Raw genomic sequence first — 25,557 nt, forward strand, 5'->3', positions numbered from 1 at the left:
ACATTAGCAGATGCGCTTGTTGGCGCTGATGTATTTGTTGGGGTATCGGCTGCAGGTGCCGTCACGAAAGAAATGGTTCGTTCCATGAACGAGAATCCAATTATTTTCGCTATGGCAAACCCTGTACCGGAAATTATGCCGGAAGAGGCGAAAGAGGCTGGAGCGCTAGTAGTAGGGACAGGGCGTTCTGATTTCCCAAATCAAGTCAATAACGTCCTCGCATTCCCTGGTATTTTCCGCGGTGCTTTAGACGTTCATGCGAAAGAAATCAATGAAGAAATGAAGCTTGCAGCTGTGTATGCGATTGCCGGATTAATTTCAGATGAAGAGCTTCATACCGATTATGTGATTCCAGATCCATTTGACCGCAGAGTAGCGGCTCATGTAGCAGCAGCTGTTGCTAACGCTGCGATGGAAACGGGTGTTTCACAAAAAAATGTCAATGTAGAAGAAATCAAAACACGTCTATTATCATTAGTAGAAGAAAAACAACCTGCTTTGGTGTAAATCTAGCCCAACTAAAGGGAAATGTATCCACTGTTTTAGTTGTTCAATAAAGCCTAGTTCATAACAAGTTATGAACCGACATACAGTTTATTCTTTTAAAACTAGCTTTTCTTTTCAAGCTGTTAAGTTCTTCTTAACAGCTTGTTTTTATGTCGATTTTTTTAGTTGTATTTATATATGATGTCGTTACATTATTTGATTTCTTCTTAAACTTGGATTTATATATCTTGCCGGCTGTTACCTATTGATAGAACGAAGGTGCTTGATCACAACATTCTCAAAGATAGATGTGCCGCCTTCAGAGAAAAGTGTTATTCCTTCATCATTTAAATGAGGAAATACTTCACTTGAATAGGTTACATTACCATCGTCAATGAATACTTCGATACTTGTTTTATCAACAAGAACTTTCAAATGCACCTTCTTCTTGCTTGCATCAAACGGGGCTTTACTTTCAACATACTTTTTACTCTTATCGGGTTGGTCTGTAAAAGCTCTATTAACATAAGAAAAGTTACCCTGTACAAAAAAACCTACATCAATATGACGCTGTTTGTCCGTTGATTCTCGAATTCTTAATCCTACATTTTTGACATCTGACCAAGATATATCAGCATCAAATTGATAAGCATCACCTTTTACTTTGAGGGTTTTTGAACCATTAACCTCGATATGTTTAAAATGATTCGTTGAAAGGGTTAATTGGTTCAATGCTTCAATAGGTTGTGAAGTAAGAATATATGCATTGTTATCTTGTTTTTTTAGTTTAATTTGACGAAAAATGGAATCAACCCCGTTAAAACTGTCTTGCAATGTTGGTGTATCGTTCGGATAGTCCCAATTATTCATCCAAGCCAAAGCATAACGTTTATTGAATTTATTGCTACTTTCACCATCTTCAAAAGTAACGCCGCCATACCAATCGAAGCCATAATCCAACCACTGTGGTTCACTATAATCTGTGGTAAATTCCTTTCCATTATAGTTACCGATCCAATATGCGTAGGTATTGGGTTTACCTGTGGATTTTCCATTCGCACTGGCACCCAGAACCCATTTATATGTCCCGTCATTTGCCTGCATCATGAAAAGATCAGGACATTCGACAATACCTATATTTTGTGTTAAGAAGCCTCCTGTATAGTGCCATTCCTTTAGGTTATGAGACTCATAAAAGCCGATCTTCGTTCCTTCCGCCATAGCCATTACCCATTTACTAGATTGATGATCCCAGATAATTTTTGGATCTCTAAAATCTTTTGTCCCTGGATTAGGCATAATGGGATGATCACTATAAGATATAAACGTTTTTCCTTTGTCTGTACTATACCATAGATATTGTTCCTGTTTACCTCCATTAGCAGAAGGCTGTGTCACAATCGCCACAACGGCTCCTTTTCCAAAGCCTGCAGTATTTTTTGTATCAACAACGACCGATCCAGACCATATATCACCATTTGGGTTTGTATATTTAGGAATGGCCACTCCTTCATCTTTCCAGTGCACCAAATCCGTTGATGTTGCATGCCGCCATTCCGTACCATTACCACTCGGATAATCACGATTATAGAGATAATAGTAATGATACTTTTTATCAAAATAAATAGGTCTCTGAGGGTCGTTTTTCCATTTGTCAGGAGTACTGAAATGATAAATTGGTTGATAAGTTGATTGGTGATTCGTGACTGTTTTTTTTATCTTCTTATCTGTATGACGGTCTAATAATCCTATAATAAATATTATACCTAGACAGATAATTAAAACGCCTAACCATTTATATGCTTTCTTATTAAATACGCTTTTTTTCAAATAGATTCATCCCTTTTTCTTTTTGGAATGTCTTGTTGCGATTGGATAATCCTGTGATGTATTTGTTTTTGGGAAAGCCTCTTTAAATCAAGTTAATCTTATCCATATCGTCATTATAAAAAAATAGGAAATGGTAATATACTATCACCATTTCCTTTTCCCGATATTAAAGTAAGTAAAAATGCTTTGTTATTAGTTATTTTTGTTAACTGTTAATTGTCCTTGTTCAAGGATACTATCTTTTACGACAGAAGTTTTTGATCCTTTAATGTTAAGTAAAAAGCTTGGCGCAAAAGTAGAATGACGGTCTGCATAGAAACCTCTATTTGTCATGTAGCTTGTGATTACCACATTATCGCCTTCAGGTTGCGGTACAGCAAAGTGAGAGTAAGTAAATGTAACGTCCTTAGGATCAAGATCCAGGTGTAATACAAGTCCGCTTCCGTTTAATGGTTTGTATGGTCCAGTTAGAGAATCAGACACGTATCCTAACATGTAAATATCTTCTTTATCAATTCCGTCAATGGTCATTTTAGATCCGCGTGAATCTGTGAATAAGTACCATTTACCATCCTTTTTAAATACGTTAGCACGTTCGATTTCATCTGTTACTGCATTGGATGTGATCAATGGTTTCATTACTTTTTTCAAAGTATAATCGTTGTTTAATTCAACGATACCTAGTGCACCATTAGCTAAAGAAGCATCATGTTTTTTAGGGCTTTGTAATAGTTTACTTTTTTCTGTTTGGAAGAAGGCTTCACTTCCGCCATAGTAAGCTTTATTGTATAGAGATTCGTCTCCTTGGTAACCATCTTCTGTTCCTGTATTAGATTCAAAAACAAGGTATTTATGACCATTGTCTTCAACATAATGAGGATCTCTTAAAGTATGGTTATCGCCTGAACTATAGTTTCCTTCATCGATAAATTGTTGAACATTTTGATATGTTTTACTGTCACCATCAAAGATAGATTTGTGGTCTGCCACACCATCAACCTTAAGAGTATCAGAATCCGGTTGAGATAAATTAACTTGAGCCGTTGTTAAAGTTTGTTTCCCATATTGCGTACCTGCGAAATCTGTGTAAAATAAACGAACTTTTCCATCAGATGTTAAAGTTGCAGAGCCTGACCACTCTTGTGTTTGATTTTTAAGAATAGGATCATTAGAAGCGAATTTATCACTATCCTTAAATACTCTTCCAGCGTTTTTCCAGCTGTCGATCGAAGTATCGCCTACTTTTTGATAGAAAAGGTAAATAGACGTATCATTTGCGTCTTTAGGGTCTCCTGCTAAAGCAAAAACGACATGGTAGCCCTGATAATTTGCCATTGTTCCATCAGCGTTTTGCAATGGCCAGCTATCCCACACATCTAAGTCAATTAGATTGCCGTATTTATCATAACCTTTTGCTGAAGCAATGTTTTTTATAGTTGATGCATCGAATTGAGGCACTTTAAATTGTTCGCTGTTTTGTTGTCCAGGTATTTTAAGCATGTCATAACGTGTAATATGGGAAACCCCATAACTGTTTTTGAAATCCTTACCGTCTTTTTCTTTAGCAAAAGCTTGAATTCCGCCACTCATTAGCAATGCTGTAGTAAAGGTTAATGCCGTTGTTTGTCTTACAACTTTTTTGATATTCATAAATTTTCTCCTTTTCATCGCCTGTTAATTCCAATGGGAATGTTTTGAGGAACCGGTTCCGGAACTAATGTATATTCTTTTCTAGAGATAGTCAACCGGTATTGTAAATCAATACCCACAATATCTAAAAATTGGGATTTGTTGTTAAAACTAGGCTCTAGGCAATGAAAGCGGTTGAAAGAAAAAAAGAAAATATAAAAAAATAATTTTAAAAAAACATTTCGACATATTTTGCGATGTCGCGATTTATTTGTGCCAAAACTACTTTCCTATTCGTTTTTGCATTTGCATCAAAGCCTTATATCTCAGTTTGTAAAAGTTAAATAGCAATGCTAACAAAGGGAATGAAAATATTATTTACAATTCTTATTTAGTTTGATAATCTTATATCAATAATAGCTAGACGTCTTACATCAATTCGGATAGTAAATGGTCCAAGTTGGATAGTAAACGGTGCAAGTTGAGAGATGCAGCGTGGAATGTTGAAGAAACTAGTCAGTTATATACAGAACCCAATGTCCTGTTCATTTGGGGATTAACTTTATGTTTTTAGTAAACTATTTTCGTACCAGAATTAAATAATAAGCATGGTATAATAAAAACATAGAGAAAAAGGAAGGATGAAACACGTAATGTTACAGGATAAAGGATTGGATAAAGGATATGAACTTGTAGAGACTATGCACAAAGTGTTTGGCCATCCGGTTGCCACTGCTCCTACTCAATTGTCAAAGGAACGTGCTCAGATTCGTGCTAGTTTCATGCAAGAGGAATTAGATGAGTTTTTAGCAGCTGAAACAAAGGAAGATCAATACGATGCGTTAATCGACCTCATGTATTTTGCATTTGGCACGCTCGTAGAAATGGGAATACGGCCAGATCGTGGATTTGAGATTGTGAATGAGGCGAATATGACGAAGTTGTTCCCGGACGGAAAGCCGCGATTCCGAGAAGGAGACGGCAAAATCTTAAAGCCGGAGGGCTGGGAAGCACCGGAGCCAAAGTTACGTGCTGAAATTGAGCGTCAACAGAATGAAGCTGAAGCGGCAGTTTCTAAATAAGGACAGGTACATAAACCGGCTAAAGAGCCTTAGTTATCGTGTATGTACGGGGAAAGGCAGCATATATTTGCTGCCTTTCTTTGCTTCCAAGGACACTTTTTCTTGATCAAGACATACGTATACCGTGTTTGCTATAGGTTTAGGATTATTAAGACGAGCATGCATTGACAGCTTATTTTCAGGGACTTCCATTATAAGTAGATTTATGATTTTCATGTTTAAAATGCTCTGACCGATCAAGTGATCTCCAGATAGGAGCAGCTATTAGAGCCCAAACTATCAAACTGATGACGCCTGATTCACCGGCTATCGTTTCCCAATGCGAGGCTTTAGTGTAAAATACCTGTTCCCAAAAACCGCGGTGAAAATTGATGGACATATGAAAAATCACTACAGGCCACAGGCTTTGGCTTTTAAGGCGAATCCATCCCATTATAATAGAAAGAGGAATAAGGGTAAGCGTAAATAAAAGCATATTGACAGCTGTATGGCCATTACTACTGTAATCATTCATATAAAACGGATAGTGAAATAAAATCCATATTGCGCCGGTAATTAAGAGAGTCTTTTTTACACTTGCGACTTCGTGAAGATGTGTATGCAGAAATCCTCTCCAACCGAATTCTTCCGCAAAAGAAAAGAGAAAAAGCATGGTAAGGGTATGGAGACTAAAATAATGTTTCACCAATAAAAGAAAACGGTCTCCTTGACTATTCATCCAGTCTGGGAACTCTTTAATCGAAGGCAATTCAACATATCCTAAGATCCAAGCCGCCAAAAAGCTTAACATGACAGGCAGACCGGCCAATACGCCGTATATATGCCATTTCACGCTGCCAAAACGGAATAATCCTATACTTTTTAACGTACTCCATCTTTTTTTATGTAAAAACACTAGAATTAAGCATGCGGTCAGAAGAGGAGTCGCTTGTCCGAGAGCAACTAGGATAGGCTGATGAGTAAAGTTAAGTAAAACAGTGGCTGCCAATACTAATATAGAATAGGTCCAAACTGAACTTATAGGCTTTTTCATTTTTTCCCCTGCCTTTTTGGAAATGTACTGTATGACTATGATAATAAGAAAAGAGAAAAAGACCCATGCAAAAACCTTACAAAATTATTACATTTTTGTAAGGTTTTCGATATAGGGAGCTGTAATTTCCATGGGTTTGATTAAGGGAATCTTTATCCTGTCTATGATTTTGGAGGATTTCCTCTACGCCTTGGCAAAGCCATACAAAACAGTAAAAACAAAGAGCCATTTTTAACGCCTGATAACACAGCTTATGGTAACTGGAGGAGCGACACATGCAGAAACAACCTCTTTGGAATGATGTATACAGCCAAACAAACTAGTTCTTCACAAAGAGATATCGTTACAATTCTATATATAAATGATTTATAATTTCGACATAGGAACTGCTATACAGAACAAAAGGCAGCCTGCACTCGCTTCCTCTCTCAAACCCTTGTATGGGGCAGGAAAAGGGTTTGACCGCTTCTATGCTCCGCCGGATGCTCTTTCCCCACTATAAAAAGACGGTTTTTTTATTCAGTTGTATATAGAAGGTGAATGAAATAAATATATACTCATTCATGTATGTTCAGAAACAAGATGTTGTCAATTTCTAAATGATATATTATAGTTAAATAAGAACTTAACTCTGTATGTAACTGGCGCAACATGGATTACCATGAGGGAGCATATGGGTTTATAAGCCGCGCGCCTGGGCAAGCACTTGATGGAGACATCAGGTGCTTTTTGTTTTCCTATGACAAAAAGAAGGAGTCGGTATGTATGAACTATATGCAGAGGGAAATGGAAAATTTGGCGCTTGCAAAGGTACAGGACGAGGATATGTTTACAGTGATAAACGAAAAAAATGAATGCCCTAATATCCCAGTTGATATAGCAGAGAAATTTAAGCAGTATATAGATGGATATAGTTATTCGAAGGGTACTAAAAAGATGAGGTTAGGAAATCTGAATTTTTTATTTGAACATTATGGACAAGTAAAAATGCTGGAAATGCTAAATTCAACTCCCGCTACTGTTTGGGAAACAATCGAGTTTATTGAAACAACACTTCCGCAACGCGGTGTTAATACATCTGATCTTAATGCGTTTAAGCTAGCATGGGAAAGTTTACATGGCATTGAAATATTTAAAAAAAAGGTTAAAAAAAATAACTGGGGTACCGCCACATCACAATCAAGCTAAGAAAAGATTACACCCTCAAAAGGAAGAAAATTAGATTTTTCCTTTTGGGGGTATTTTAAATTTTTAACTTGATGGCGATGGAGCGGTACCTCACATCCATCAAGTTAAAATTTTGCAGCACCCCCAGAACGAAATTTTAGACCTTCTTGTAACAAAGAAGCTCATTTCACTCGTTTAGCATAATGAAAAGAGTTAATTCGATGTGGATCAGTACTCGCAATAATTTCTCCATCTGATTGCATAAAGTTGATGTCTTTTCCAATCACTTCTTTTGCTGCATCTACAATCATTTGAGTTAATGAATGGCTAATATGGAAATTTTCTTTCATCATCGTTTATGACCTTTACTATAGATTATCCCTTTTTCTATTTTACCGATTGAGGGAGTGATTGTTTTTCTGTTATGATTTTACTTGTAAAGACATAATATAACTTTTTAATCATAACCTACTCAATAGCATTTTGTTGTATTGTTACATAAAATTTGAGACTTGTCGGGATGAGTGATAATGAAATGAATAATGAAAAAACACCTCAAACACCTGATTCTAATTTTAAAAGACTAGATCAGTCTGACCTTGCTCTGGCCGTTCGTTCATTTTTGTCTACTTTAGATGTAAATGGAGAGTCACGATTGCCACAACGTGCTTATCTAGCTGTTCGACATGCGATTCGCCACCTTCAATTGCCGCCCGGACAGACTGTGCTAGAGAGGGAGATGGCAGAAATCCTCGGCATGAGCAGGACACCTGTACGTGAATCCCTTGTCCGTTTGGAAATGGAAGGATGGGTACGACTCATACCGCGTCGCGGTTTTATTGTTGCACCACTTGTAGCAGATGATCTCCAACAAATTTATGAAGTGGTGGAAGCGCTGGATGGTGTTGCAGGTAGGCTCGCGACCGGTCGTGCTACTCACGAAGAGTTAAACCAACTTGAGCGTCTGATTGAAGAACAAGAAAAGGCACTAGAACTAAATGATCTACTTGCATGGACAGACCTTGACGATCAATTTCATAATTACATTGTTGATTTGGCTCAAAACCCACGCCTTAGAGGGGTTGTGGACAATCAGTCTGACCAACTCTATCGTGCACGCTTATACACAATCGGACTTCGACCAAAGCCAACACGTTCAGTGATTGAACATAAGGCAATTTTAGCAGTCATGCGGGCAGGTGAACCTGAAGCCGTACGAACTATGTTGCAATCTCATCGCTTTAGATCTCGTAACGAAATTCTAGAAGCTCTCCGGTCTATACCTCCATTACCGGAAGAGAAACGGTAATGTAAGAATCTGCCGTTATTAAAAAAGAAAGGCTGTAGAGATTTCACAGAAATCAACTACAGCCTTTTTGGTTAGACGGTCGTGCTTAATTTTGATAAATTAGCTACGGTATTTATTATCAATAACTAACCTGATATTGAATTAGTATCCATGACCACACCAACTCCATAATTTACTTGATGAATCTTACCTGCTCACTGATTAACTTATATTGTTCTTCCTTCTTTTTATTGAACTCCACCTTATTTTCTTCAAAGATGTTATTTCCTTCTGCATCAATGGAAACAATAAGAGGACCGAACTCATTCACTTCGCATACCCAAAGAGATTCAGGCATTCCAAGGTCTTTCCAGTGTACTTCTCTGATTTGTTCAACCTTTACTGCCGCATAAACAGCATTTCCGGCTGGAAAGACGAGATGCAGTGCTTTATGAGTCTTGCACCCTTCTTCGGTGTTCTTCCCCATTCCACCTTTTCCAACAATGAGTTTAACACCTGTTTCTTCGATAAATTCCTTTTCGAACTTTTCCATTCTCATACTGGTTGTCGGCCCAACAGAAACTATCTCATACTTTTCATTTCCAAGGTCTCTAACAATGGGACCAGCGTGGAAAATAGCTTTTCCCTTAAGGTCAACAGGCAAAGGAATTTTTTCTTCAATGAGTCTTCTGTGGGCAACATCCCTGCAAGTGACCAGTGTACCTGTTAAGTAGATAATGTCTCCAATTCGTATATCCTTAAGATCTTCATCTTTTATAGGTGTTGTCAATACCTTCTTACTCATAGTGTTACCCCCTCGTGAGTATTAATTTCATAGTTCAAATTACTGTCAAAGGTGATCTTTCCTCGTCTATGGGACCAGCACCCTGTATTAACTGCAACTCCAATAGTAGAAGGATGTCTTGCCGTATTCACAACGTTTACCCCCATAACAGATTTAGATCCCTTAAGTCCCTGAGGACCAAGACCAATAGCGTTGATTCCATCCTCAAGGAGCTTTTCCATCTTAGCAGCATTTTCATTTTCATTATGACTTCCAACAGGTCTCATAAGGGCTAGTTTTGAGTTCATAGCTGCTGTTTCAACAGAAGTACCAATGCCTACCCCTACTAGAAGTGGAGGACAGGCATTGATTCCATAACTTGTCATACGATCAAGCACAAACTTTACCACGCCTTCATAGCCTTCACCGGGCATAAGAACAGTTGCGACTCCAGGAAGGGTACATCCGCCTCCTGCCATATAAGTATAGATTTCTACTTTGTCACTATCTTCTTCAATTTCCCAAAAGATGCTGGGTGTACCGTTGCCGATGTTCTTACCTGTATTGTATTCATCGAATGTTTCTACAGAATTGTGACGCAAAGGGGTTTCTTTGGTTGACTTATACACACTATCCCTTAGAATACTATCCAACTGTCCGATCAAGGGGAAGTTCTGACCACACTTTACAAAAAACTGAAGAACTCCTGTATCCTGACATGAAGGTCTCTTTAACTCATAAGCCAGCTTCTGGTTATCAAACATCGTTTTGTAGATGATTTTTGCAAGAGGATTATTTTCCTCTTCACTTAGTTCTTTCAGTTTATTTTCTACATCATCAGGAAGTTTGTAGCTGACAAGGGATATAAACTTTGACATCAGATCAGTCATCTTTTCTTTTTGCTGTGTTTTATCCATCATAACTCTCATAATAACTCTCCTTTTTTATCTTTAATTTAGTTCGTATAGAAAGGGAAGAAAGTTGGTGACAAAATCATTCTTACTATTATTAAAATTAATGGCATACTCACTTTTACATAATCTGTAAACTTATATCCTCCTAAACCATAAAGCAGAATCGTGTTTAAGTTTTTCTAATCCCTTAGCATCCATCATATGTCCATGTTCTAAGTAATACTCACAACCTCAAGGGTAGAAATCGCTTTCAAAAGAAAACTTCGTCTGATGCTTGAGCTAAATAATCCAGTACACGCCCGCTGTTACTACCTCTTTTTAATTCCGCCACCAGGGATAACAGCTAGACGCAAAACACGTTTTTCACTCATCGGTTGACCTCCTACCACTATCCACATCTCTGTCGTGCGGATTAGCTTAATTTGAATATCTTATGAGGTAATTATTAAATAACGTATACATTAAAGTCAATAGTTTTTATTCGCTTTAATAAAAATAAAGTTTTTAATAATTATAGACGATTGCCCCTTTGGACTTATATTTCCTGTGTTATATAGATTTGTTGTGGTATTTTTATAATTATCCCATTGAAAAACAGGCGGAATATTCTAAAAATTTATTTGACATCAATGTATACGTTAATATACAATTTGAGCAATGGTATTCTACTAGTTTATTTTTGCATCATTAATTTAGAAATAAAGGAGTGATGTTTTTGTATGCGTTTTCAATTGGCGATTTTCATCTATGATTATCCTTAAGCTGGACAACTTGGATATTAGAAAAAAGGTCTATCACACAAAAAATATAGGGAAATGGAGGTTTGGGTAAAAAGAAATCATATAAGGGATGATTATTTTTGTATGCGCTACCATCGGTGAAATTTTTGCAGACTATAGTTTCTAAATAGAATAGCTTAGAAATCTAAACGAAAACCATATTACCTTTAAATATGGAGAAAGAGGGATCTGCATGAAAAATATTCTAAAAAATTTAACTGTACAGGTGGTTATCGCCATCTTTGCTGGTATTTTGATTGGATATCTCTTCCCTGATTTTGGTGTTCAATTGAAAATCCTGGCTGATATATTCATTAAAATGATCAAGATGGTGATTGGTCCGGTCATCTTCCTTACCATCGTTCTCGGTTTTGCTAATATGGGTGATATGAAAAAGATTGGAAAAATCGGTACAAAATCCCTACTATACTTTGAGATTATGACTACCATTGCGTTGGTCATTGGGGTAGCCGTTATGTTCCTTATTAAGCCCGGCGCAGGTATGGACACTAGTCAAGCAAGTAAGGGCGCTGCTGATGTGGTGAAAATTACAAAGACAGCTTCTGAAACTCCTCATGGATTTACCGATTTCATTTTAGGTATCATCCCTGACAGTGCTGTGGGTGCTCTAGCTCAAGGTCATATGCTTCCTATCTTATTCTTCGCTATGTTATTTGCCGTTGCTCTTGCTTCTTTAGGAGAACAGGGCAGACCGGTCATCACCTTCTTTGAAAAAATTAATGATGTATTTTTTAAGATCGTTGGCATTATCATGAACTTTTCTCCTTTTGCTGCAGGTGGGGCTATGGCTTACACGATTGGAAAGTTTGGCCTCGGATCTCTTTTTTCACTTGGTAAGATGTTAGGTTCCGTCTATATTACGATGTTTTTGTTTATCGTGATTGTATTAGGTTCAGTGGCTAAGATGTACGGATTTAGCATTTTTAACTTGATCAAACATATCAAACAGGAAATTTTACTTGTCCTTGGAACTTCTTCTTCTGAATCTGCTTTGCCAAGTTTAATGAAGAAGATGGAGAGTTACGGATGTTCTAAGCCTATCGTTGGTTTTGTTGTTCCTACTGGCTATGCTTTTAATCCCGATGGACAGTGCATCTACTATACCATGGCTTCATTATTTATCGCACAGGCTTATGGTATTGATCTTTCTATTTGGCAAATCGTGGTATTACTTGGTGTACTCATGCTTACCTCTAAAGGATCTGCAGGTGTAAGTGGTTCTGCATTCGTCACATTGGCTGCAACGCTAGTATCACTTCCGGGCAGTCCAATACCGGTAGAAGGAATGGCGTTACTATTAGGTGTTGACCGTTTTATGTCAGAAGCACGTGCAATTACGAATTTGATTGGTAATGCAGTAGCAACAGTAGTTATTTCCAAAAGTGAGAAACAGTTTAACCATTTGAAGGAATATTCAGCTGAAGAAAAGGCGTCTATGACACAGTGAAAAGATTGAACTATCGGTTCTGATGTAGATATTAAAAGACAGAAAAATAGATCTAATCATGGTGAATTTATCTTTCGTCGTATAGCTTTCTGATTTTGACTGCTAAACGGTTCCCACAAATGGTGCTTTGTTAATTTGAATGTTCAGGCTAAGCAAATTTCTACATGAAGAAAGCCGAGTTTTCCTACGCTAAGGAATTATCGGCTTTTTTTATTATAAGATTTATAGCTAATATAACCGTTCAGATGACTGTCGAGTAAATAATGAGCTACTTGTCGAACATTCCAACAAACCTATATATGAATGATTTATGATTTCGGCATTTCAATGTGCTGTGTACAGCAAAACGGCATTGGCGCTTTTTTCCTATCTATGGTTTGCCCTTGCATGGACCACTACAAGGGTTTGACCGCTTCCACACGTCGCCGGATGCTCTCGCCCCACTATAAAAAGACGGTTTTTTATTCAGTTGTATATAGTCGCTACAAAAGTTCGTATTATTTAATTCGTTTAAGCATCTGGAATAATTGTGAAAGCGATTGTTCGAACTGGAGCATCTATTTCGTTGCTCTTGCTCGTAGTATGGTAGTATTTGGTCATTAATTCATTTAATTCGTTTTGAAATTGTATAAAGTGTTCCTCAGCCATCTTTAATTCCACTATAGAAAAAGTAGCACCGTCCTCTTGGCAGTTTTGTTCTTCTAATTTCTTAAGATAACTTTGATATTGAGTCATAAGTGATAATTGATAATAGGAAATATAATCTAGCTTTTCCTCATAAGAAGCTTTTTTCCATTCCCCTCCATCAAGTCTTGCCTCTTCTTCATTTAAAGCGTAATATTTTTCGGAAACAGATTTCACCTTTTTTTCTTTAATAATGTGAATAACACCTGAATCTACCATAACTTGTATATGTCTATATAGAGTTGCTTGAGGTACATCTTTAATGATTTTTACCATTTCTAATGGTGTTAGTCCAGTTTCCTTATTTCTCATTAATGCTTGGCAAATTTTCATTCTTACTGGATGCATTAAAATTTCAACTTTATTACTCACAATATCACCTTCTTCATTGGTTAATATTATTCTCATTATAAATAATGAGAATAACAATTGCAACGCACCTTCAAATAAGTTATCATTATTGATAATGAGAATGAGATAAGGAGGAATGATGAAAATGCAACTGCACTATGGGTTAAATGACCTTAAAGACATTGATTTTATGACTTTTCTGCCTATTATATTGCCGTTTATTGCAGTGGGTACGCTATTAGTTTTAATTGCATTAATTGATTTATACCGACATAGAAAAACGAGAAAAAATGCGCTCATATGGACGCTAATTATTCTTTTTGTCAATACTCTTGGACCAATTCTGTACTTTGTTTTAGGAAGAAAGGATGGTGAGAGATCTTGAAATTGGTGATCAAAAATGTGACGAAAGCATTTAAAGAAAAAATCGCTGTCAATAATTTCTCGATGGAACTGCAATCGGGAGAATGTGTCGGTTTAATCGGGCCGAATGGAGCAGGGAAATCCACATTAATAAAAGTGATTTCAGATATTATCGATCCAACCGCAGGAGAAGTTTTACTGAATGGGAAAAAAATATCAAAAATGAAAAGGGAAATTGGTTACCTGCCACAGTATCCTAACTTTTTTCATTGGATGACAGCGAAAGAAACTCTTACGTTTATGGGGCAACTTTCTGGATTGAAAAAAGAAGAATTGACAAACTCGATACCGGCAATTTTGACAAAAGTTGGACTAAGAGGCGAAGAGAATTCAAAAGTTGGTACATTTTCCGGTGGAATGAAACAGCGACTCGGTATTGCACAAGCACTGCTGCATAAGCCTTCGCTTATTGTCATGGATGAACCGGTATCCGCATTAGATCCAATCGGCCGAAGAGAAGTGTTAAACCTGATCGAAGAAATAAAAAATGATACAACAATTTTATTATCAACCCATATATTGAGCGATGCGGAAGAAATATGCGAACGATTTGTCATTATAAAAGATGGAACAAAAATAGAAGATACAACGATTACCGAACTGTTAAACCGTAATAGCGAAAATAAGTTAAACGTGGAAATCACAGCGAAGGATCAAAAATGGATTGACGTTGTAAAAAAATTACCTTATGTGAAGGAAGTAGAGGTCATTGGGCATAAAGTCAAAATAAAAGTTGAAAACATCGAAAAAAACAAAAATATATTACTGAAAAATGCACTCGAGCATGAAGTGGACATCGTAAAATTTGAAATCAATAACGATACTTTAGAAGAAATCTTCTTAAAATTGGTGGTGAAGAAATGAATAACTTTATTGTACTAATAAAAAAAGAATTTGTTCAAATGGTACGTGATTTTAAAGTTATTTGGCTACCGATCGTCTTTATCTTTTTAGGGGTAACTCAGCCGGTAGTAATGCATTACTTGCCATCAATTTTGGAAGCACTAGGCGGTGGTCAGGGAATTACAATTGATCAGAGCATGACGGATCAAAAAGGCGGAGAAGTACTAGCGAGCACGTTAGGATCTCAATTTGATCAGCTTGGGATTATTATTATTGTCATCTCGATAATGGGTATCGTCCAAACAGATAAAGCAAACGGTATGCTGGCCTTTATTTTAACAAGACCTGTAGCTGTTCTCTCATACATAGGAGGAAAAATTTCATCAAATTATTTGTTTACAGGCTTTAGTGTGACGATTGGATACTTTGCTTCATATCTATACGTGAATTATCTATTTACAGACGTTCCTTTTTCAGACATGATTAACGCCCTATTATTTTATCTTGTGTGGGTTCTTTTCATGGTCTCTTTTACAACGATGATCAGTACCATTTTTAACAGCCAGGGTCTTATTGCATTAATTTCAATTGTTTTTCTCATAGGTTGCAGAATTATGGTCGGTTTAGGTCCAGTATTTGATCATGTGAATCCAGCCAGTATGAGTAAACATGCAATGGAAGCGCTAATCATGGGATCAGTAAATTCAAACGCAATGGGCAATGTACTACTAACGCTTGTTTGGATTTTGCTGACACTCTTTGTAACGAATTATTGGATTGCCAATAAAAAATTTAATCATGAATAAGCAAAGAATAACCGTGGATGTGTTGTGGAAGAATCCATTTTGATCTTTCAAAATGGATTCTTTTTATTTGTCGCAAAATGCACGTTCAATTGATATTTATGCCTCGTTGCGGTTTTAGTTTTGCTCTAAACGATCGCAATACATATGCATGGCTTCACGCATGAATTCTGCAAGCCCCGGCTGATATTTATCGATATTTTTCGTAAAGCGGGGGTCATTGACATACAGGTCGCCCAATCCCCTGAAGATTTCAGGCGTGCACTCGTAAAAATTATCTGTAATGTGCTGACGGAAGCCGCCGATAATTTCCTGAACCTCTTCATCGGCCGGTCCTTTAGACATCGCCGCAATCAAGCGGCGGTACAGCTCTTCGCTTTTTTCCTGGATGCGTTTCCAGTCCTCTTCCTTGTAGGAAGAGGTTTTTTTCATGGATTCCTCATATGCTTTGGAACCGCCGTATTTCTCTTTCACCTCCTGTTCGTACTTTTTCTGATGCTCCTCAATCTTTTTCATATCAAACGGCTCAAACATGTCTTTCTTCGCCATTTCTGTTCCTCCTTCTATTGAATCCAAGGTTTGTTCAACGGACTGTATGATGCGTTTGAGGCGACTCATTTTTTCTTCCAATAGTTGTTTGTGGATAAAAAGAGCCTGTTTCCGGTTGAAATTCGGATCGTCCAGTATTTCTTTGATTTCCTGCAGCGAGAAATCCAGCTCTTTGAAGAAAAGGATTTGCTGGAGCCTTGCAAGGTCTTCCTCGCTGTACAGGCGATAACCGTTGGCCTCGACGCTCGTCGGTTTCAAAAGGCCGATTCTGTCATAATGATGCAGTGTGCGCACACTGATTCCGGCAAGTTCGGCGACTTCTTTTACCCTGTACATATCATCACCTCACATTTCATGTTAGAGTATGACGTAACGTCAGAGTCAATACGAGAAAACAAATTTCATATGCAGTACATAATTTACTATCCAAATTGGACTATATAAAACTGAACAAAAAAATCGTCTTTTTATAGTGGGGAGAGATCATCCGGCGGCGTGCAGAAGCGGTCAAACCCTTGGTCCATGCAAGGGTAAACCAGAGAGAGGAAGTAAGTGCCAATGCCGTTTTGTTCGAAATAGCAAATGAAAACGTTGAAATTATAAATCATTTATATATATTTATGATCCAAAACGATGTACTTACTGTCCAAGCTTCAATTTTTAGGCAAACAAAAAAATTCCCCGGCCAAATCCATCCGACCAAGGAATATCAATGGGGGGCGTTACATTAGTACTAAAAAGAAAAATGCTAGCGCTGTTAGTATATATGGGTATCGATTTTTACTGTGTCCCAAAAGATGATTACATAGTATTTCGGTATGCATTGCTAGTTTTCCTTTATAATAGAAGGCTTATATGCATTTTTTTATGCATATAAGCCTTTTATATTTTAATCAAACGTTTGTTTAAGACGTATGTTCGGCCCAAACAGGCAAAAACCACGCTCTAAGGGGGGAGAGCATGGTTTCATCGTAATTGCCTGCCATAGTTAAATCATATTGGGATGGGAAAGCCCTGATATTAGGATGTCCAAAGAACGGAGAAAATATACTCTATTTTTAATAAAAAAACAGAAGCTCGGGTTTGAGCTTCTGTTTTGCTATTAGCGAGCGGATTTTCTTCTTAGGACTTGCAGCCAATACGCCTGCAAGTCCTAAGCTGTAAATGGATGTATATATGAATGAATTATAATTTCGACATTTTCATGTGTTATGTGCAACCAAAAGGGAGTATGGCATGCTTCTTCTCTTTGGTTTACCCTTGCATGAACCACTACAAAGGTCTGACCGCTTCTACGCTTAGTCGGATGCTCGCTCCCACTTAAAAGAAAAGTTTTTATGTCGATTTTTTCTTTTTCAATCTCTCTTATATATGGTAAAATTGCGATATAATGATAATGTTATTACGGAATATCAACAGGAGGAAACGATGAAAAGCATTCAAGTGCAGAATTTGCTTTTAGCATTTTTGCTCACATGTTTCAGTGTAGGATTTATATATATGGGCTTTAAACGGAGAAATAGCGAAAATTACATCATCCAGTTTCTTCTTACGATGAGCGCGGGTGCCGGAATGCTACTGCTTGCTTGGTTATATTACTGGCGCAAGGTGCCGGAGTCTTTATTTTCCGGGCTGCCTCTTCTATTGTTCGGGGCCGCATTTTTGCTTTGGAGATATTTGCGTGAGCGACAAATGATCGAAGTGAAGGAGAAGCCGGAAGCGTTCTTTACAAACTCTGCTGATGCAATGTACATCTTAAACTTGGACTGGACAGTGATGCGGGTGAATCCTGCGTTTGAAGAGATGTTCGGCGTGAAGGAAGAAGAAATAAAAGGACGTATTATTCCGTATGAGTTTACAATGGGCGAAGAGGAGCGCAGCCTGTATATAAAGCAGACGGCGGCCGGTGAAGTTGTACGCGATATCGAGGTATATATCTTAAAACAAGATGGAAAGCGCATGGCGGTGAGCTTCACTGTATCGCCGATTCGGGATGAATACGGCCGCATGGTGATGCTGTCAGGTGTCATTCGGGACATTACCGTACAAAAGGAGTACGAGCAAGACTTAAAAGAAAGCGAATATTACTATCGCATCATTGCGGAGCATTCCAATGATTATATTTTAGTCTTATCGAAGAATTTGATGATTACATACATTTCTCCTGCGGTCAGGAATGTGCTTGGTTATGTGCCTGAGGAAATGAAGCAAAAGCATTTTTATACCACTGTGCATGAAGAGGATCTAAAGGATATACAAAAGCAAGTCGTTCATCTGCTTATGGAGCATAACTTCGTTACGGTAGAGTACCGTGTACGCAACAAGCAGAACGAATGGATTTGGATTGAAGCGCGTCTCATTCCCATGATGAATGAGAAACAAAAGATTGATCATATCGTTGTGTCTACAAAGGATATTCGCGAGCGCAAGAGCTATGAGGCCAAGTTGAAGCAAATGGCGTTTTTGGATTCGCTTACCGGCATGGCAAACCGTCGTGCGTTCGAGGAACGGTTAGCGTACATGATGGAGCAAGACGAGTCGTTTGCGTTATGCTATTTAGATTTCGATAACTTCAAAATGATCAATGACTCGTTTTCTCACGAAGGCGGTGACACGTTCTTGAAAGAAGTGGCGAGACGCTTGCAATCAGTAGTCAGAAGTTCAGACTTAGCAGCACGGTTTGGAGGAGATGAATTTGTGCTTCTTATCCCAACGGTGCAGAAAGATGAGATGGTTATTGTGGGAAACCGAATTATAGAAGCGTTTCAAACCCCTTTTCTATATAAAGGAGAGCAGATTACATCTACAGTCTCTATGGGGGTTGCTTTGTATCCATCTGACGGGGAAGACGAGAATATGTTAATTCAGTCTGCTGATGCGGCGCTATATCAGGTGAAGAAAACAGGGCGCAATAACTACTATTTTTATAGTGATATATTTTAATAAAAGGTTGATTGACCATTATTTGGTATGCTAGAGTCATATTGAAACAATTCGCATTACAAAATAAATATGCGTACATAGATCATTGGTCTGCATGGCCAAGCCCGGCTTCTGAAGACATATATATAAGTCCACTTTGTTATTCCGACATATCTATCGTTTGCCACGTAGAACAAAAGGGAACTGCGCTCGCTCCCTCTTTATGATTTACCCCTGCATGGGTCACGAAAAGGGTTTGACCGCTTCTACGCTTAGTCGGATGCTCTCTCCCCTAAAAGAAAAGGTTTTGCAAAAGTGATTTGGTATATATTGTTTGTTTTGGTAAAATTATATATTATAGAATGATAGATATAGACATTACATAATAAAGGAGACACATGATGCAAACAGAATTAATAAACGCTCCTAAGAAAAAGAAGAAATGGATCATAATCGGAGTTGTCGCTCTCATTGTGATAATTGCAGGAGTGAATATCGCAGTGATGCAAAGCAAGAAAAAGGGCGGCTCGCAAGAATTGAAGTTTGTCAGTGTAACAGAGAAAACACTGCATAATACAAAGCTCGTATCGGGACGGATTGTGCCGGGAAGCATTGAAACGATTTATGCCGATCCGACAAAGGGAAAGGTGAAGGAAATATTCGTCAAGGAAGGCGACGAGGTGCAAAAGGGGCAAAAGCTTTTCTCTTATGAGAGCTCCGAGCTTTCTCTTCAGGTGAAGCAGGCAGAGCTTGATAAGAAGATGACAGCGATGCGTTACGATCAAGGCAAGGAAAAAATAAGCTCACTGAAAAAGGATATACAAAAAGCAAAGGATGCAGGCGCGGATGATACTGTACTGCAGCCGTTGGAGGCGCAATTAAAAGAAGCGGAGTTCCAGCAAAAGTCCACGGAGCTTGAGGTAGAGAAGAACAAGTTGCAAATGCAGGAGCTTGATAAGAAGCAAAATGACTTAGTCGTATATAGCAATACAAACGGAATCGTCCAAAAGCTTGATAAAGATGCGGCACAAGGCTCTGCTCAAGCGATGGGACAGGCGAAAGCGTTCGTACAAATCGCTTCTAAGGATCCGTTCCAAGTGCAGGGTACGTTAACGGAGCTGCAAAAGGCGCAAATTCAAAAGGATCAAACGATTACGGTTACGGCAAAAGCTGTAGCAGATAAGAAGTGGAAGGGAAAAATCACTGAAGTGAGCGAGTATCCGACAACGGCTGACACAGGGCAGCTGGCAGCGGAAGGGCAGCAATCACAAATGATTTCCTATTATTCCTATAAAGCGGTGCTCGATTCCCAGGATGGATTGTCTCCGGGCTATCACGTTTCGCTGCAGGTCGATTTATCCTCTAAGAAGATGCTGGCGGTGCCAAGAAGCAGCGTGACAGAAAACGGCGATTCTCCGTACGTGTATGTAGAGGAAAAAGGAAAGCTTCATAAGCAAAACGTTACAACAGGCATGAGCGACGGCGAATGGATCGAAGTTCTGGAAGGCTTAAAAGAGGGAGAAAAGGTAGTCAAAAATCCTTCCAAGGACGTGCGTGACGGAATGGAAGTGAAGGCGAATGATTAAGCTTAAGCAAGTGTATAAGGCATATGCGCAAGGGATGCTGGCGGTGCCCATATTGCATGATATTAACATCGAGATTGAAGGCGGCGAGTTCGTGTCTATCATGGGACCATCAGGATCGGGAAAATCAACGCTCATGAACATTATCGGCTGTCTTGACCGCCCTACAAAAGGGGAATATATATTGAACGATGTAAATGTATTGGCTGCGGATGAGGCGCACCTTGCACTTCTTCGCAATCAATATATAGGCTTTGTGTTTCAGCACTTTCATCTGCTGCCGCGTCTATCGGCAGTTGAGAATGTGGAGCTTCCGCTTATCTACGGCGGGGAGCGTAAAAAGGAAAGAAGAGAGCGGGCGTTGGAGGCGCTGGCGAAGGTTGGACTTTCGGACAGGGTAGGCCATCTGCCGAATCAGCTTTCAGGCGGGCAAAAGCAGCGTGTAGCGATCGCACGCGCGATCGCCAATAATCCGACATTCATCCTTGCCGATGAGCCGACCGGGGCGCTTGATTCCAAATCAGGTGAGCAGGTGATGAATATTTTTACGCAGCTCAATGAGGAAGGAACGACTGTTATTATGGTCACGCATGAGGAAGCGGTAGCAGCTTACACGAAGCGGCGCATTTATATTAAGGACGGCGAAATTACGCAGGATCGGAGAATGGTGATATGACGTTACTGGACAGCATCAAAATCGCACTTTCTTCTATTCTCGCGCATAAGCTGCGCTCGGCGTTGACGATGCTCGGCATCATCATCGGCGTTGGTTCGATTATTACCGTTGTGGCCATTGGGCAGGGGGGAGAAGCGGCGCTGAAATCGCAAGTTGTCGGGGACGGCAACAACACGATCAGCCTGCAGTTCAAGCCAAAGGATGAGAGCGTATTTGCGATGGCGGACGGATCGCCTACCTTTACGCAGGAAGCCTTGTTTCAAATTAAAAACATCCCGGAGGTCGCACATGTAATTCCGACGAACAGTTCGTTTGAGACGCTTGAAGTCGGTGATAATAAATCATCTGTGCAAATATCCGGCATTACAAATGATTACTTTGCTATTAATAAAGTGAAGACAACAAAAGGAAGAATGTTCAACGATAGTGATTTTTCCCAGTCCAACAACGTAGTTATGATTAATGAGCAGGCCGCAAAAGAGCTGTTTAAGGATGAGAATCCAGTCGGAAAAATCATTGAAGTGAAAGCGCAGCCGTTTGAGATTATCGGCGTGTATACAGCGAACGATGAATTTTTTGGCATCGGATTTCCATACATGCTGATGCCTCTATCGCTTTGGCCGGTGCTGTACGGAAAGGATGATATTCAATCCGTTACGCTGCAGGCAAAAAATGCGGATCAGATGGAAGCAGCAGGTCAGAAGGCAGTAGATGTGCTCAATTATAACAAGCCGTCAGATCTAGAAGGAAAGTATGAAGTGCAAAACCTGGAAGAAATTAAAAAAAGCATTTCGAAGGTTACGACGATCATGACCTCCATCATTGGCGGCATCGCAGGGATTTCTTTATTGGTCGGCGGCATCGGCGTTATGAATATCATGCTTGTGTCGGTGACGGAGCGGACGAGGGAAATCGGTATCCGCAAGGCCCTTGGCGCTACGCGCAGCAAGATTTTGCTTCAATTTTTAATCGAAGCGATAATGCTGACGATGCTCGGCGGGATTATCGGTATCGGTCTTGGCGTAGGGGGCGCGTATATCGTATCGTCCTTTGCGAAATGGCCGCCGCTCGTTTCAGGCCAGGTTGTGCTTGGAGGCGTGCTCTTCTCCATGACGCTCGGCATTATTTTCGGATTGATTCCAGCGAACAAAGCCGCAAAGCTCGACCCAATCGAAGCGCTGCGGTATGAATAAGAAAAGCGGAATCGGCTTGGTCAGCTCCGGAAGGCAGAGGTTCTCCGCCCAAAAAGGCGCTTTTTGCCTTTATGGGTGGAGGTTCTCTGACAGGAGGAGCTAGCCGATGGAGCTGGACATCAAGAAAAGCGCAGCAGGCTCGTTCTGGTGGCAGCACCTAGCCGGAGGAGCTAGACACCAAGAAAAGCGGAATCGGCTTGGTCAGTTCCGGAAGGCAGAGGTTCTTGGCCGGCAGCACTAGACAAATCCTAAAATTTCATAATTTCTTTAGAAAAGGAGCGATTTATATGGAAACGAATGTAGAGATGCAAAGAGAAACAGCAAAGCCTTCTTTATTTGGAATGCTTACTTCTCCAGGTGTGCAGTTTGAGAGAATGAGGGGGAAAACGCCGATTGCGGTGCCGATGATTATTTTAATCATCATTCAAGCCATAATGGGGGCCGCAGTAACATATTTAACGATTCGTGAACAAGCTCCTGCAGATGTGCAAGTGCCTCTATGGGTGAGCACTGCATTTGGTGTTGTCGCCGTTGTCGTTGGTGTTATTATCGCCTACTTCGTTATCGCGGCTTTATATAAAATTCTTGCGATGATTTTGGGCAGTGATATTACATATTCCAAGCTGCTTGCCATCACTGTGTATACAAGTGTTATCAGTGTAGTCGGCGGTATTGCCAACACGATTTTGATGGCGGTACTCGGCGGAACCGAGCTGAAATACACGAGCTTGGCGCCGCTGTTTGAAAAAGGAACAGTGCTTTCCAGCATCGCTTCCTCCTTTGATATTTTTGCAATCTGGGCCTACATCGCCATGGCGCTTGGTCTGCAGATTGCCGGCGGCTTTACTAAAAACAAGTCGATTGTGTTCGTAGTTATCGTATTTGTCGTAACAGCAGCAGCCGCAGCAGGCTTCACGCATCTTGGATCGTGGTTAGCTTCGCTTGCTCCAGGCGCGTAATCTGGATTCTATCCTCGGCATATGCCGAGGACTTTTTTTAATTTTAAAAAGAAAAAAATGTTTTGTAGTTTTTTGTTTGATTATGTAGTCTTGGTTATAAATTAAAGTTGCGTTTTTAATTAGAAGTAATTATGAAAGCGTTTAAAAAATTATAGGCTATTTGTAGTGTAAAACATTTATAACTTAAGAGGTGGAGAGAATGAAAACGGCTTTTCCTGTAAATAATGATCAAGTTCAAAAACAAGATGACACACAAAATGAAGCATTAGATTTATTAAGTTCAACGCAGTCTATCATAAAAGAGGCGGTTCGAAAGTTAGGGTATAACGATGCGATGTATGAACTATTAAAAGAACCGCTTAGACTCCTCACGGTACGTATCCCTGTTCGAATGGATGACGGTTCTATTAAAGTGTTTATCGGTTACCGTTCTCAACATAACGACGCTGTTGGTCCTACAAAAGGAGGAATACGCTTTCATCCAGAAGTAAACGAAGAGGAAGTAAAAGCGTTGTCGATGTGGATGAGTTTAAAATGCGGCATTTTTGATCTTCCGTACGGCGGCGGAAAAGGTGGAATTATATGTGATCCTCGCAGCATGTCAATGTTTGAATTAGAACGTTTAAGTCGAGGATATGTGCGTGCTGTCAGCCAAATTGTCGGGCCGACGAAAGATATTCCTGCACCAGATGTATTTACAAATCCGCAAATTATGGCATGGATGATGGATGAGTATAGCCGCATTCAAGAATTTGATTCGCCAGGATTTATTACAGGAAAGCCGATCGTGCTTGGCGGTTCACAAGGACGTGAAACAGCAACAGCTACAGGAGTTACAATTTGCGTTGAAGAGGCAGCGAAGCGAAGAGGAATCCAATTAGAGGGTGCGCGCGTTATTGTCCAAGGGTTTGGGAATGCAGGAAGTTATCTTGCGAAATTTATGCAAGATGCAGGAGCAAAAGTGATTGGTATTTCTGATGCACATGGTGCGCTTTATGATCCTGAAGGACTTGATATTGAGTATTTGCTTGAGCGCCGCGATAGTTTTGGTACAGTAACAAATTTATTTACAAACGTCATTACGAATCAGGAGCTACTCGAAAAAGAATGTGAAATTCTTGTTCCTGCTGCGATTTCTAATCAAATTACCCGCGAGAATGCGGATCGTATTAACGCTAAAATTGTTGTTGAAGCTGCGAACGGACCAACAACACTTGAAGCAACAAAAATATTAACAAACCGTGGCGTATTACTTGTACCGGATGTGCTTGCTAGCTCTGGCGGTGTAACCGTTTCATATTTTGAATGGGTACAAAACAACCAAGGTTATTATTGGTCAGAAGAAGAAGTAGCCGAAAAGCTACGTAATAAAATTGTTGATTCTTTTGAAAGGGTTTTCTCTACGTCACAACAATACCAAGTAGACATGCGCTTGGCTGCATATATGGTTGGAATAAGAAAAATGGCAGAAGCATCCCATTTCCGTGGTTGGGTGTAAGAGGTTCTGTTGTTTCACTAGAAGTAAGCGAAAATCGTCCAATGATGTATATGTCCTTATCTTACGATCATAGAATCGTGGCCGGAAAAGAGATGTTGGAAGATCGAGAATCCTTATCATTAGAAGGATAAAAGCTTAATAAGACAGGTTGAATCGGCTTCTCAGTTAGAAAAGAACCTAGGTTTCATACTGAGAAGCCAAAAGAAAGTTCTTAGTGAAATCTGGGATTCGGTATGTAGAATCCGGGCTAATTCCCAGAGGGAGCAAAATCGCAGGTTTAGTTTTAAGGAGATGTGTTTATGGAAGCAAAATATTGCAGAGAATCCCGAGTTATACGAACAAGTCGTGTGTTCCCAAACGATGTAAATAATCATAATACATTATTTGGCGGTCGGTTAATGAGCGATTTGGATCAAGTCGCGTCCATTTCCGCAGCGCGCCATAGCCGAAGCGGATGTGTAACTGCTTCAACGGATTCAGTTGACTTTTTATATCCGATTCGAACAACCGATTCAGTCTGTTTTGAATCGTATGTGACATGGACCGGTACATCATCCATGGAGGTTTTTGTGAAAATTATTGCCGAAGACTTAAGAAGCGGCAAGCGTACAAT

The 25,557-nt window shown here is 39.5% G+C and carries 22 protein-coding genes, 2 pseudogenes and 1 riboswitch; of the genes and pseudogenes, 16 read left to right on the forward strand and 8 right to left on the reverse strand.

What is annotated here, in order from left to right:
* Positions 1-507 (forward strand): annotated as a pseudogene (gene ystJ / locus H540_RS0115940) (NADP-dependent malic enzyme); the annotation flags it as partial.
* 237 nt (positions 508-744) lie between these two features.
* Here ystJ and H540_RS0115945 read toward each other — a convergent pair.
* Both H540_RS0115945 and H540_RS0115950 read right to left on the reverse strand, forming a co-directional pair.
* Entirely contained in the window at positions 745-2,316 is a 1,572-nt protein-coding gene (locus H540_RS0115945) for a glycoside hydrolase family 32 protein (RefSeq protein WP_028401511.1), read from the reverse strand.
* A gap of 192 nt (positions 2,317-2,508) precedes the next feature.
* Positions 2,509-3,966, reverse strand: a complete 1,458-nt coding sequence (locus H540_RS0115950) for a glycoside hydrolase family 68 protein (RefSeq protein ID WP_028401512.1) — start codon at positions 3,964-3,966, stop codon at positions 2,509-2,511.
* A gap of 632 nt (positions 3,967-4,598) precedes the next feature.
* On the opposite strand from H540_RS0115950, the gene H540_RS0115955 reads away from it, so the two are divergent.
* Positions 4,599-5,027, forward strand: a complete 429-nt coding sequence (locus H540_RS0115955; RefSeq protein WP_028401513.1) for a pyrophosphohydrolase domain-containing protein — start codon at positions 4,599-4,601, stop codon at positions 5,025-5,027.
* A 178-nt stretch (positions 5,028-5,205) separates the two neighbouring features.
* On the opposite strand, the gene H540_RS29925 is transcribed toward H540_RS0115955, so the two are convergent.
* Positions 5,206-6,060, reverse strand: a complete 855-nt coding sequence (locus tag H540_RS29925) for a CPBP family intramembrane glutamic endopeptidase (RefSeq protein ID WP_051317140.1) — start codon at positions 6,058-6,060, stop codon at positions 5,206-5,208.
* Between the two features lie 627 nt (positions 6,061-6,687).
* A riboswitch (ZMP/ZTP riboswitch) is annotated at positions 6,688-6,767 on the forward strand.
* A gap of 58 nt (positions 6,768-6,825) precedes the next feature.
* On the opposite strand from H540_RS29925, the gene H540_RS0115965 reads away from it, so the two are divergent.
* Entirely contained in the window at positions 6,826-7,248 is a 423-nt protein-coding gene (locus tag H540_RS0115965) for a hypothetical protein (protein ID WP_028401514.1), read from the forward strand.
* Between the two features lie 161 nt (positions 7,249-7,409).
* Here H540_RS0115965 and H540_RS32195 read toward each other — a convergent pair whose 3' ends face one another.
* Positions 7,410-7,580, reverse strand: a complete 171-nt coding sequence (locus tag H540_RS32195; RefSeq protein ID WP_081415165.1) for a sugar diacid recognition domain-containing protein — start codon at positions 7,578-7,580, stop codon at positions 7,410-7,412.
* 302 nt (positions 7,581-7,882) lie between these two features.
* Between H540_RS32195 and H540_RS29930 the strand changes: the two genes are divergently transcribed.
* Positions 7,883-8,536, forward strand: coding sequence for a GntR family transcriptional regulator (locus H540_RS29930; RefSeq protein WP_034671181.1), 654 nt, complete (start codon positions 7,883-7,885; stop codon positions 8,534-8,536).
* Positions 8,537-8,708: 172 nt separating this feature from the next.
* Here H540_RS29930 and ttdB read toward each other — a convergent pair whose 3' ends face one another.
* Both ttdB and ttdA read right to left on the reverse strand, forming a co-directional pair.
* Positions 8,709-9,320: a L(+)-tartrate dehydratase subunit beta gene (ttdB, locus tag H540_RS0115980; protein WP_028401515.1), complete on the reverse strand. Its 612-nt coding sequence runs from the start codon at positions 9,318-9,320 to the stop codon at positions 8,709-8,711.
* On the reverse strand, positions 9,317-10,228 hold the full coding sequence (gene ttdA, locus H540_RS0115985) for a L(+)-tartrate dehydratase subunit alpha (protein ID WP_245592263.1): 912 nt from the start codon (positions 10,226-10,228) through the stop codon (positions 9,317-9,319). Before ttdA ends, ttdB begins: the two co-directional genes overlap by 4 nt.
* Positions 10,229-11,185: 957 nt before the next feature.
* On the opposite strand from ttdA, the gene dctA reads away from it, so the two are divergent.
* Complete coding sequence (dctA, locus tag H540_RS0115990) at positions 11,186-12,460, forward strand: C4-dicarboxylate transporter DctA (RefSeq protein ID WP_028401517.1); 1,275 nt, start codon at positions 11,186-11,188, stop codon at positions 12,458-12,460.
* A gap of 510 nt (positions 12,461-12,970) precedes the next feature.
* Here the strand turns inward: dctA and H540_RS0115995 are convergent.
* Positions 12,971-13,516: a transcriptional regulator gene (locus H540_RS0115995; RefSeq protein WP_028401518.1), complete on the reverse strand. Its 546-nt coding sequence runs from the start codon at positions 13,514-13,516 to the stop codon at positions 12,971-12,973.
* Positions 13,517-13,640: 124 nt separating this feature from the next.
* Here H540_RS0115995 and H540_RS0116000 point away from each other — a divergent pair, with 124 nt between their 5' ends.
* From H540_RS0116000 to H540_RS0116010, 3 genes are read left to right on the forward strand one after another with little or no spacing between them, the layout of a single operon-like run.
* Positions 13,641-13,880, forward strand: a complete 240-nt coding sequence (locus tag H540_RS0116000; RefSeq protein ID WP_028401519.1) for a PLD nuclease N-terminal domain-containing protein — start codon at positions 13,641-13,643, stop codon at positions 13,878-13,880.
* Positions 13,877-14,782: an ABC transporter ATP-binding protein gene (locus H540_RS0116005; RefSeq protein ID WP_028401520.1), complete on the forward strand. Its 906-nt coding sequence runs from the start codon at positions 13,877-13,879 to the stop codon at positions 14,780-14,782. The genes H540_RS0116000 and H540_RS0116005 overlap by 4 nt, the downstream gene beginning before the upstream one ends.
* Entirely contained in the window at positions 14,779-15,567 is a 789-nt protein-coding gene (locus tag H540_RS0116010) for an ABC transporter permease (RefSeq protein ID WP_028401521.1), read from the forward strand. Before H540_RS0116005 ends, H540_RS0116010 begins: the two co-directional genes overlap by 4 nt.
* Positions 15,568-15,681: 114 nt before the next feature.
* On the opposite strand, the gene H540_RS0116015 is transcribed toward H540_RS0116010, so the two are convergent.
* Complete coding sequence (locus H540_RS0116015; protein WP_028401522.1) at positions 15,682-16,449, reverse strand: MerR family transcriptional regulator; 768 nt, start codon at positions 16,447-16,449, stop codon at positions 15,682-15,684.
* A gap of 1,092 nt (positions 16,450-17,541) precedes the next feature.
* Here H540_RS0116015 and H540_RS0116025 point away from each other — a divergent pair.
* The 8 genes and pseudogenes from H540_RS0116025 to H540_RS0116060 form a co-directional block, all read left to right on the forward strand.
* Positions 17,542-19,056, forward strand: coding sequence for a sensor domain-containing diguanylate cyclase (locus tag H540_RS0116025; RefSeq protein ID WP_028401524.1), 1,515 nt, complete (start codon positions 17,542-17,544; stop codon positions 19,054-19,056).
* A 380-nt stretch (positions 19,057-19,436) separates the two neighbouring features.
* The gene (locus tag H540_RS0116030; protein ID WP_028401525.1) at positions 19,437-20,621 is read left to right on the forward strand and encodes an efflux RND transporter periplasmic adaptor subunit; all 1,185 of its coding nucleotides are present in this window, start codon (positions 19,437-19,439) and stop codon (positions 20,619-20,621) included.
* Positions 20,614-21,294 (forward strand): ABC transporter ATP-binding protein, encoded by a 681-nt coding sequence (locus tag H540_RS0116035; RefSeq protein WP_028401526.1) that lies wholly within the window; start codon positions 20,614-20,616, stop codon positions 21,292-21,294. Before H540_RS0116030 ends, H540_RS0116035 begins: the two co-directional genes overlap by 8 nt.
* On the forward strand, positions 21,291-22,487 hold the full coding sequence (locus H540_RS0116040; protein WP_028401527.1) for an ABC transporter permease: 1,197 nt from the start codon (positions 21,291-21,293) through the stop codon (positions 22,485-22,487). The genes H540_RS0116035 and H540_RS0116040 overlap by 4 nt, the downstream gene beginning before the upstream one ends.
* Positions 22,488-22,774: 287 nt before the next feature.
* Positions 22,775-23,446 carry a YknW family membrane protein gene (gene yknW, locus H540_RS0116050; RefSeq protein ID WP_028401528.1) on the forward strand — a complete coding sequence of 224 codons (672 nt, stop codon included), beginning with the start codon at positions 22,775-22,777 and terminating at the stop codon, positions 23,444-23,446.
* A gap of 199 nt (positions 23,447-23,645) precedes the next feature.
* Positions 23,646-24,944 (forward strand): Glu/Leu/Phe/Val family dehydrogenase, encoded by a 1,299-nt coding sequence (locus H540_RS0116055; RefSeq protein WP_028401529.1) that lies wholly within the window; start codon positions 23,646-23,648, stop codon positions 24,942-24,944.
* A pseudogene (locus H540_RS34690) lies at positions 24,941-25,075 on the forward strand (2-oxo acid dehydrogenase subunit E2); the annotation flags it as partial. The gene H540_RS0116055 and the pseudogene H540_RS34690, both read left to right, overlap by 4 nt.
* Positions 25,076-25,243: 168 nt before the next feature.
* A partial coding sequence (locus H540_RS0116060) for an acyl-CoA thioesterase (protein WP_028401530.1) occupies positions 25,244-25,557 on the forward strand: 314 nt, incomplete at its 3' end.

This window comes from Ectobacillus panaciterrae DSM 19096, assembly GCF_000430785.1.
Taxonomy (GTDB): Bacteria; Bacillota; Bacilli; order Bacillales; family Bacillaceae_G; genus Ectobacillus; species Ectobacillus panaciterrae.

Coding starts and splice junctions, on each gene's coding strand:
- ttdA (WP_245592263.1), bottom strand. CDS start 10,228: ATGAGAGTTATGATGGATAAAACACAGCAAAAAGAAAAGATGACTGAT.
- H540_RS0116055 (WP_028401529.1), top strand. CDS start 23,646: ATGAAAACGGCTTTTCCTGTAAATAATGATCAAGTTCAAAAACAAGAT.
- dctA (WP_028401517.1), top strand. CDS start 11,186: ATGAAAAATATTCTAAAAAATTTAACTGTACAGGTGGTTATCGCCATC.
- H540_RS29925 (WP_051317140.1), bottom strand. CDS start 6,060: ATGAAAAAGCCTATAAGTTCAGTTTGGACCTATTCTATATTAGTATTG.
- H540_RS0115955 (WP_028401513.1), top strand. CDS start 4,599: ATGTTACAGGATAAAGGATTGGATAAAGGATATGAACTTGTAGAGACT.
- H540_RS0116030 (WP_028401525.1), top strand. CDS start 19,437: ATGCAAACAGAATTAATAAACGCTCCTAAGAAAAAGAAGAAATGGATC.
- yknW (WP_028401528.1), top strand. CDS start 22,775: ATGGAAACGAATGTAGAGATGCAAAGAGAAACAGCAAAGCCTTCTTTA.
- H540_RS0116010 (WP_028401521.1), top strand. CDS start 14,779: ATGAATAACTTTATTGTACTAATAAAAAAAGAATTTGTTCAAATGGTA.
- H540_RS0116000 (WP_028401519.1), top strand. CDS start 13,641: ATGCAACTGCACTATGGGTTAAATGACCTTAAAGACATTGATTTTATG.
- H540_RS32195 (WP_081415165.1), bottom strand. CDS start 7,580: ATGATGAAAGAAAATTTCCATATTAGCCATTCATTAACTCAAATGATT.
- H540_RS0115950 (WP_028401512.1), bottom strand. CDS start 3,966: ATGAATATCAAAAAAGTTGTAAGACAAACAACGGCATTAACCTTTACT.
- H540_RS0116015 (WP_028401522.1), bottom strand. CDS start 16,449: ATGTACAGGGTAAAAGAAGTCGCCGAACTTGCCGGAATCAGTGTGCGC.
- H540_RS0115965 (WP_028401514.1), top strand. CDS start 6,826: ATGAACTATATGCAGAGGGAAATGGAAAATTTGGCGCTTGCAAAGGTA.
- ttdB (WP_028401515.1), bottom strand. CDS start 9,320: ATGAGTAAGAAGGTATTGACAACACCTATAAAAGATGAAGATCTTAAG.
- H540_RS0116040 (WP_028401527.1), top strand. CDS start 21,291: ATGACGTTACTGGACAGCATCAAAATCGCACTTTCTTCTATTCTCGCG.
- H540_RS0116025 (WP_028401524.1), top strand. CDS start 17,542: ATGAAAAGCATTCAAGTGCAGAATTTGCTTTTAGCATTTTTGCTCACA.
- H540_RS0116035 (WP_028401526.1), top strand. CDS start 20,614: ATGATTAAGCTTAAGCAAGTGTATAAGGCATATGCGCAAGGGATGCTG.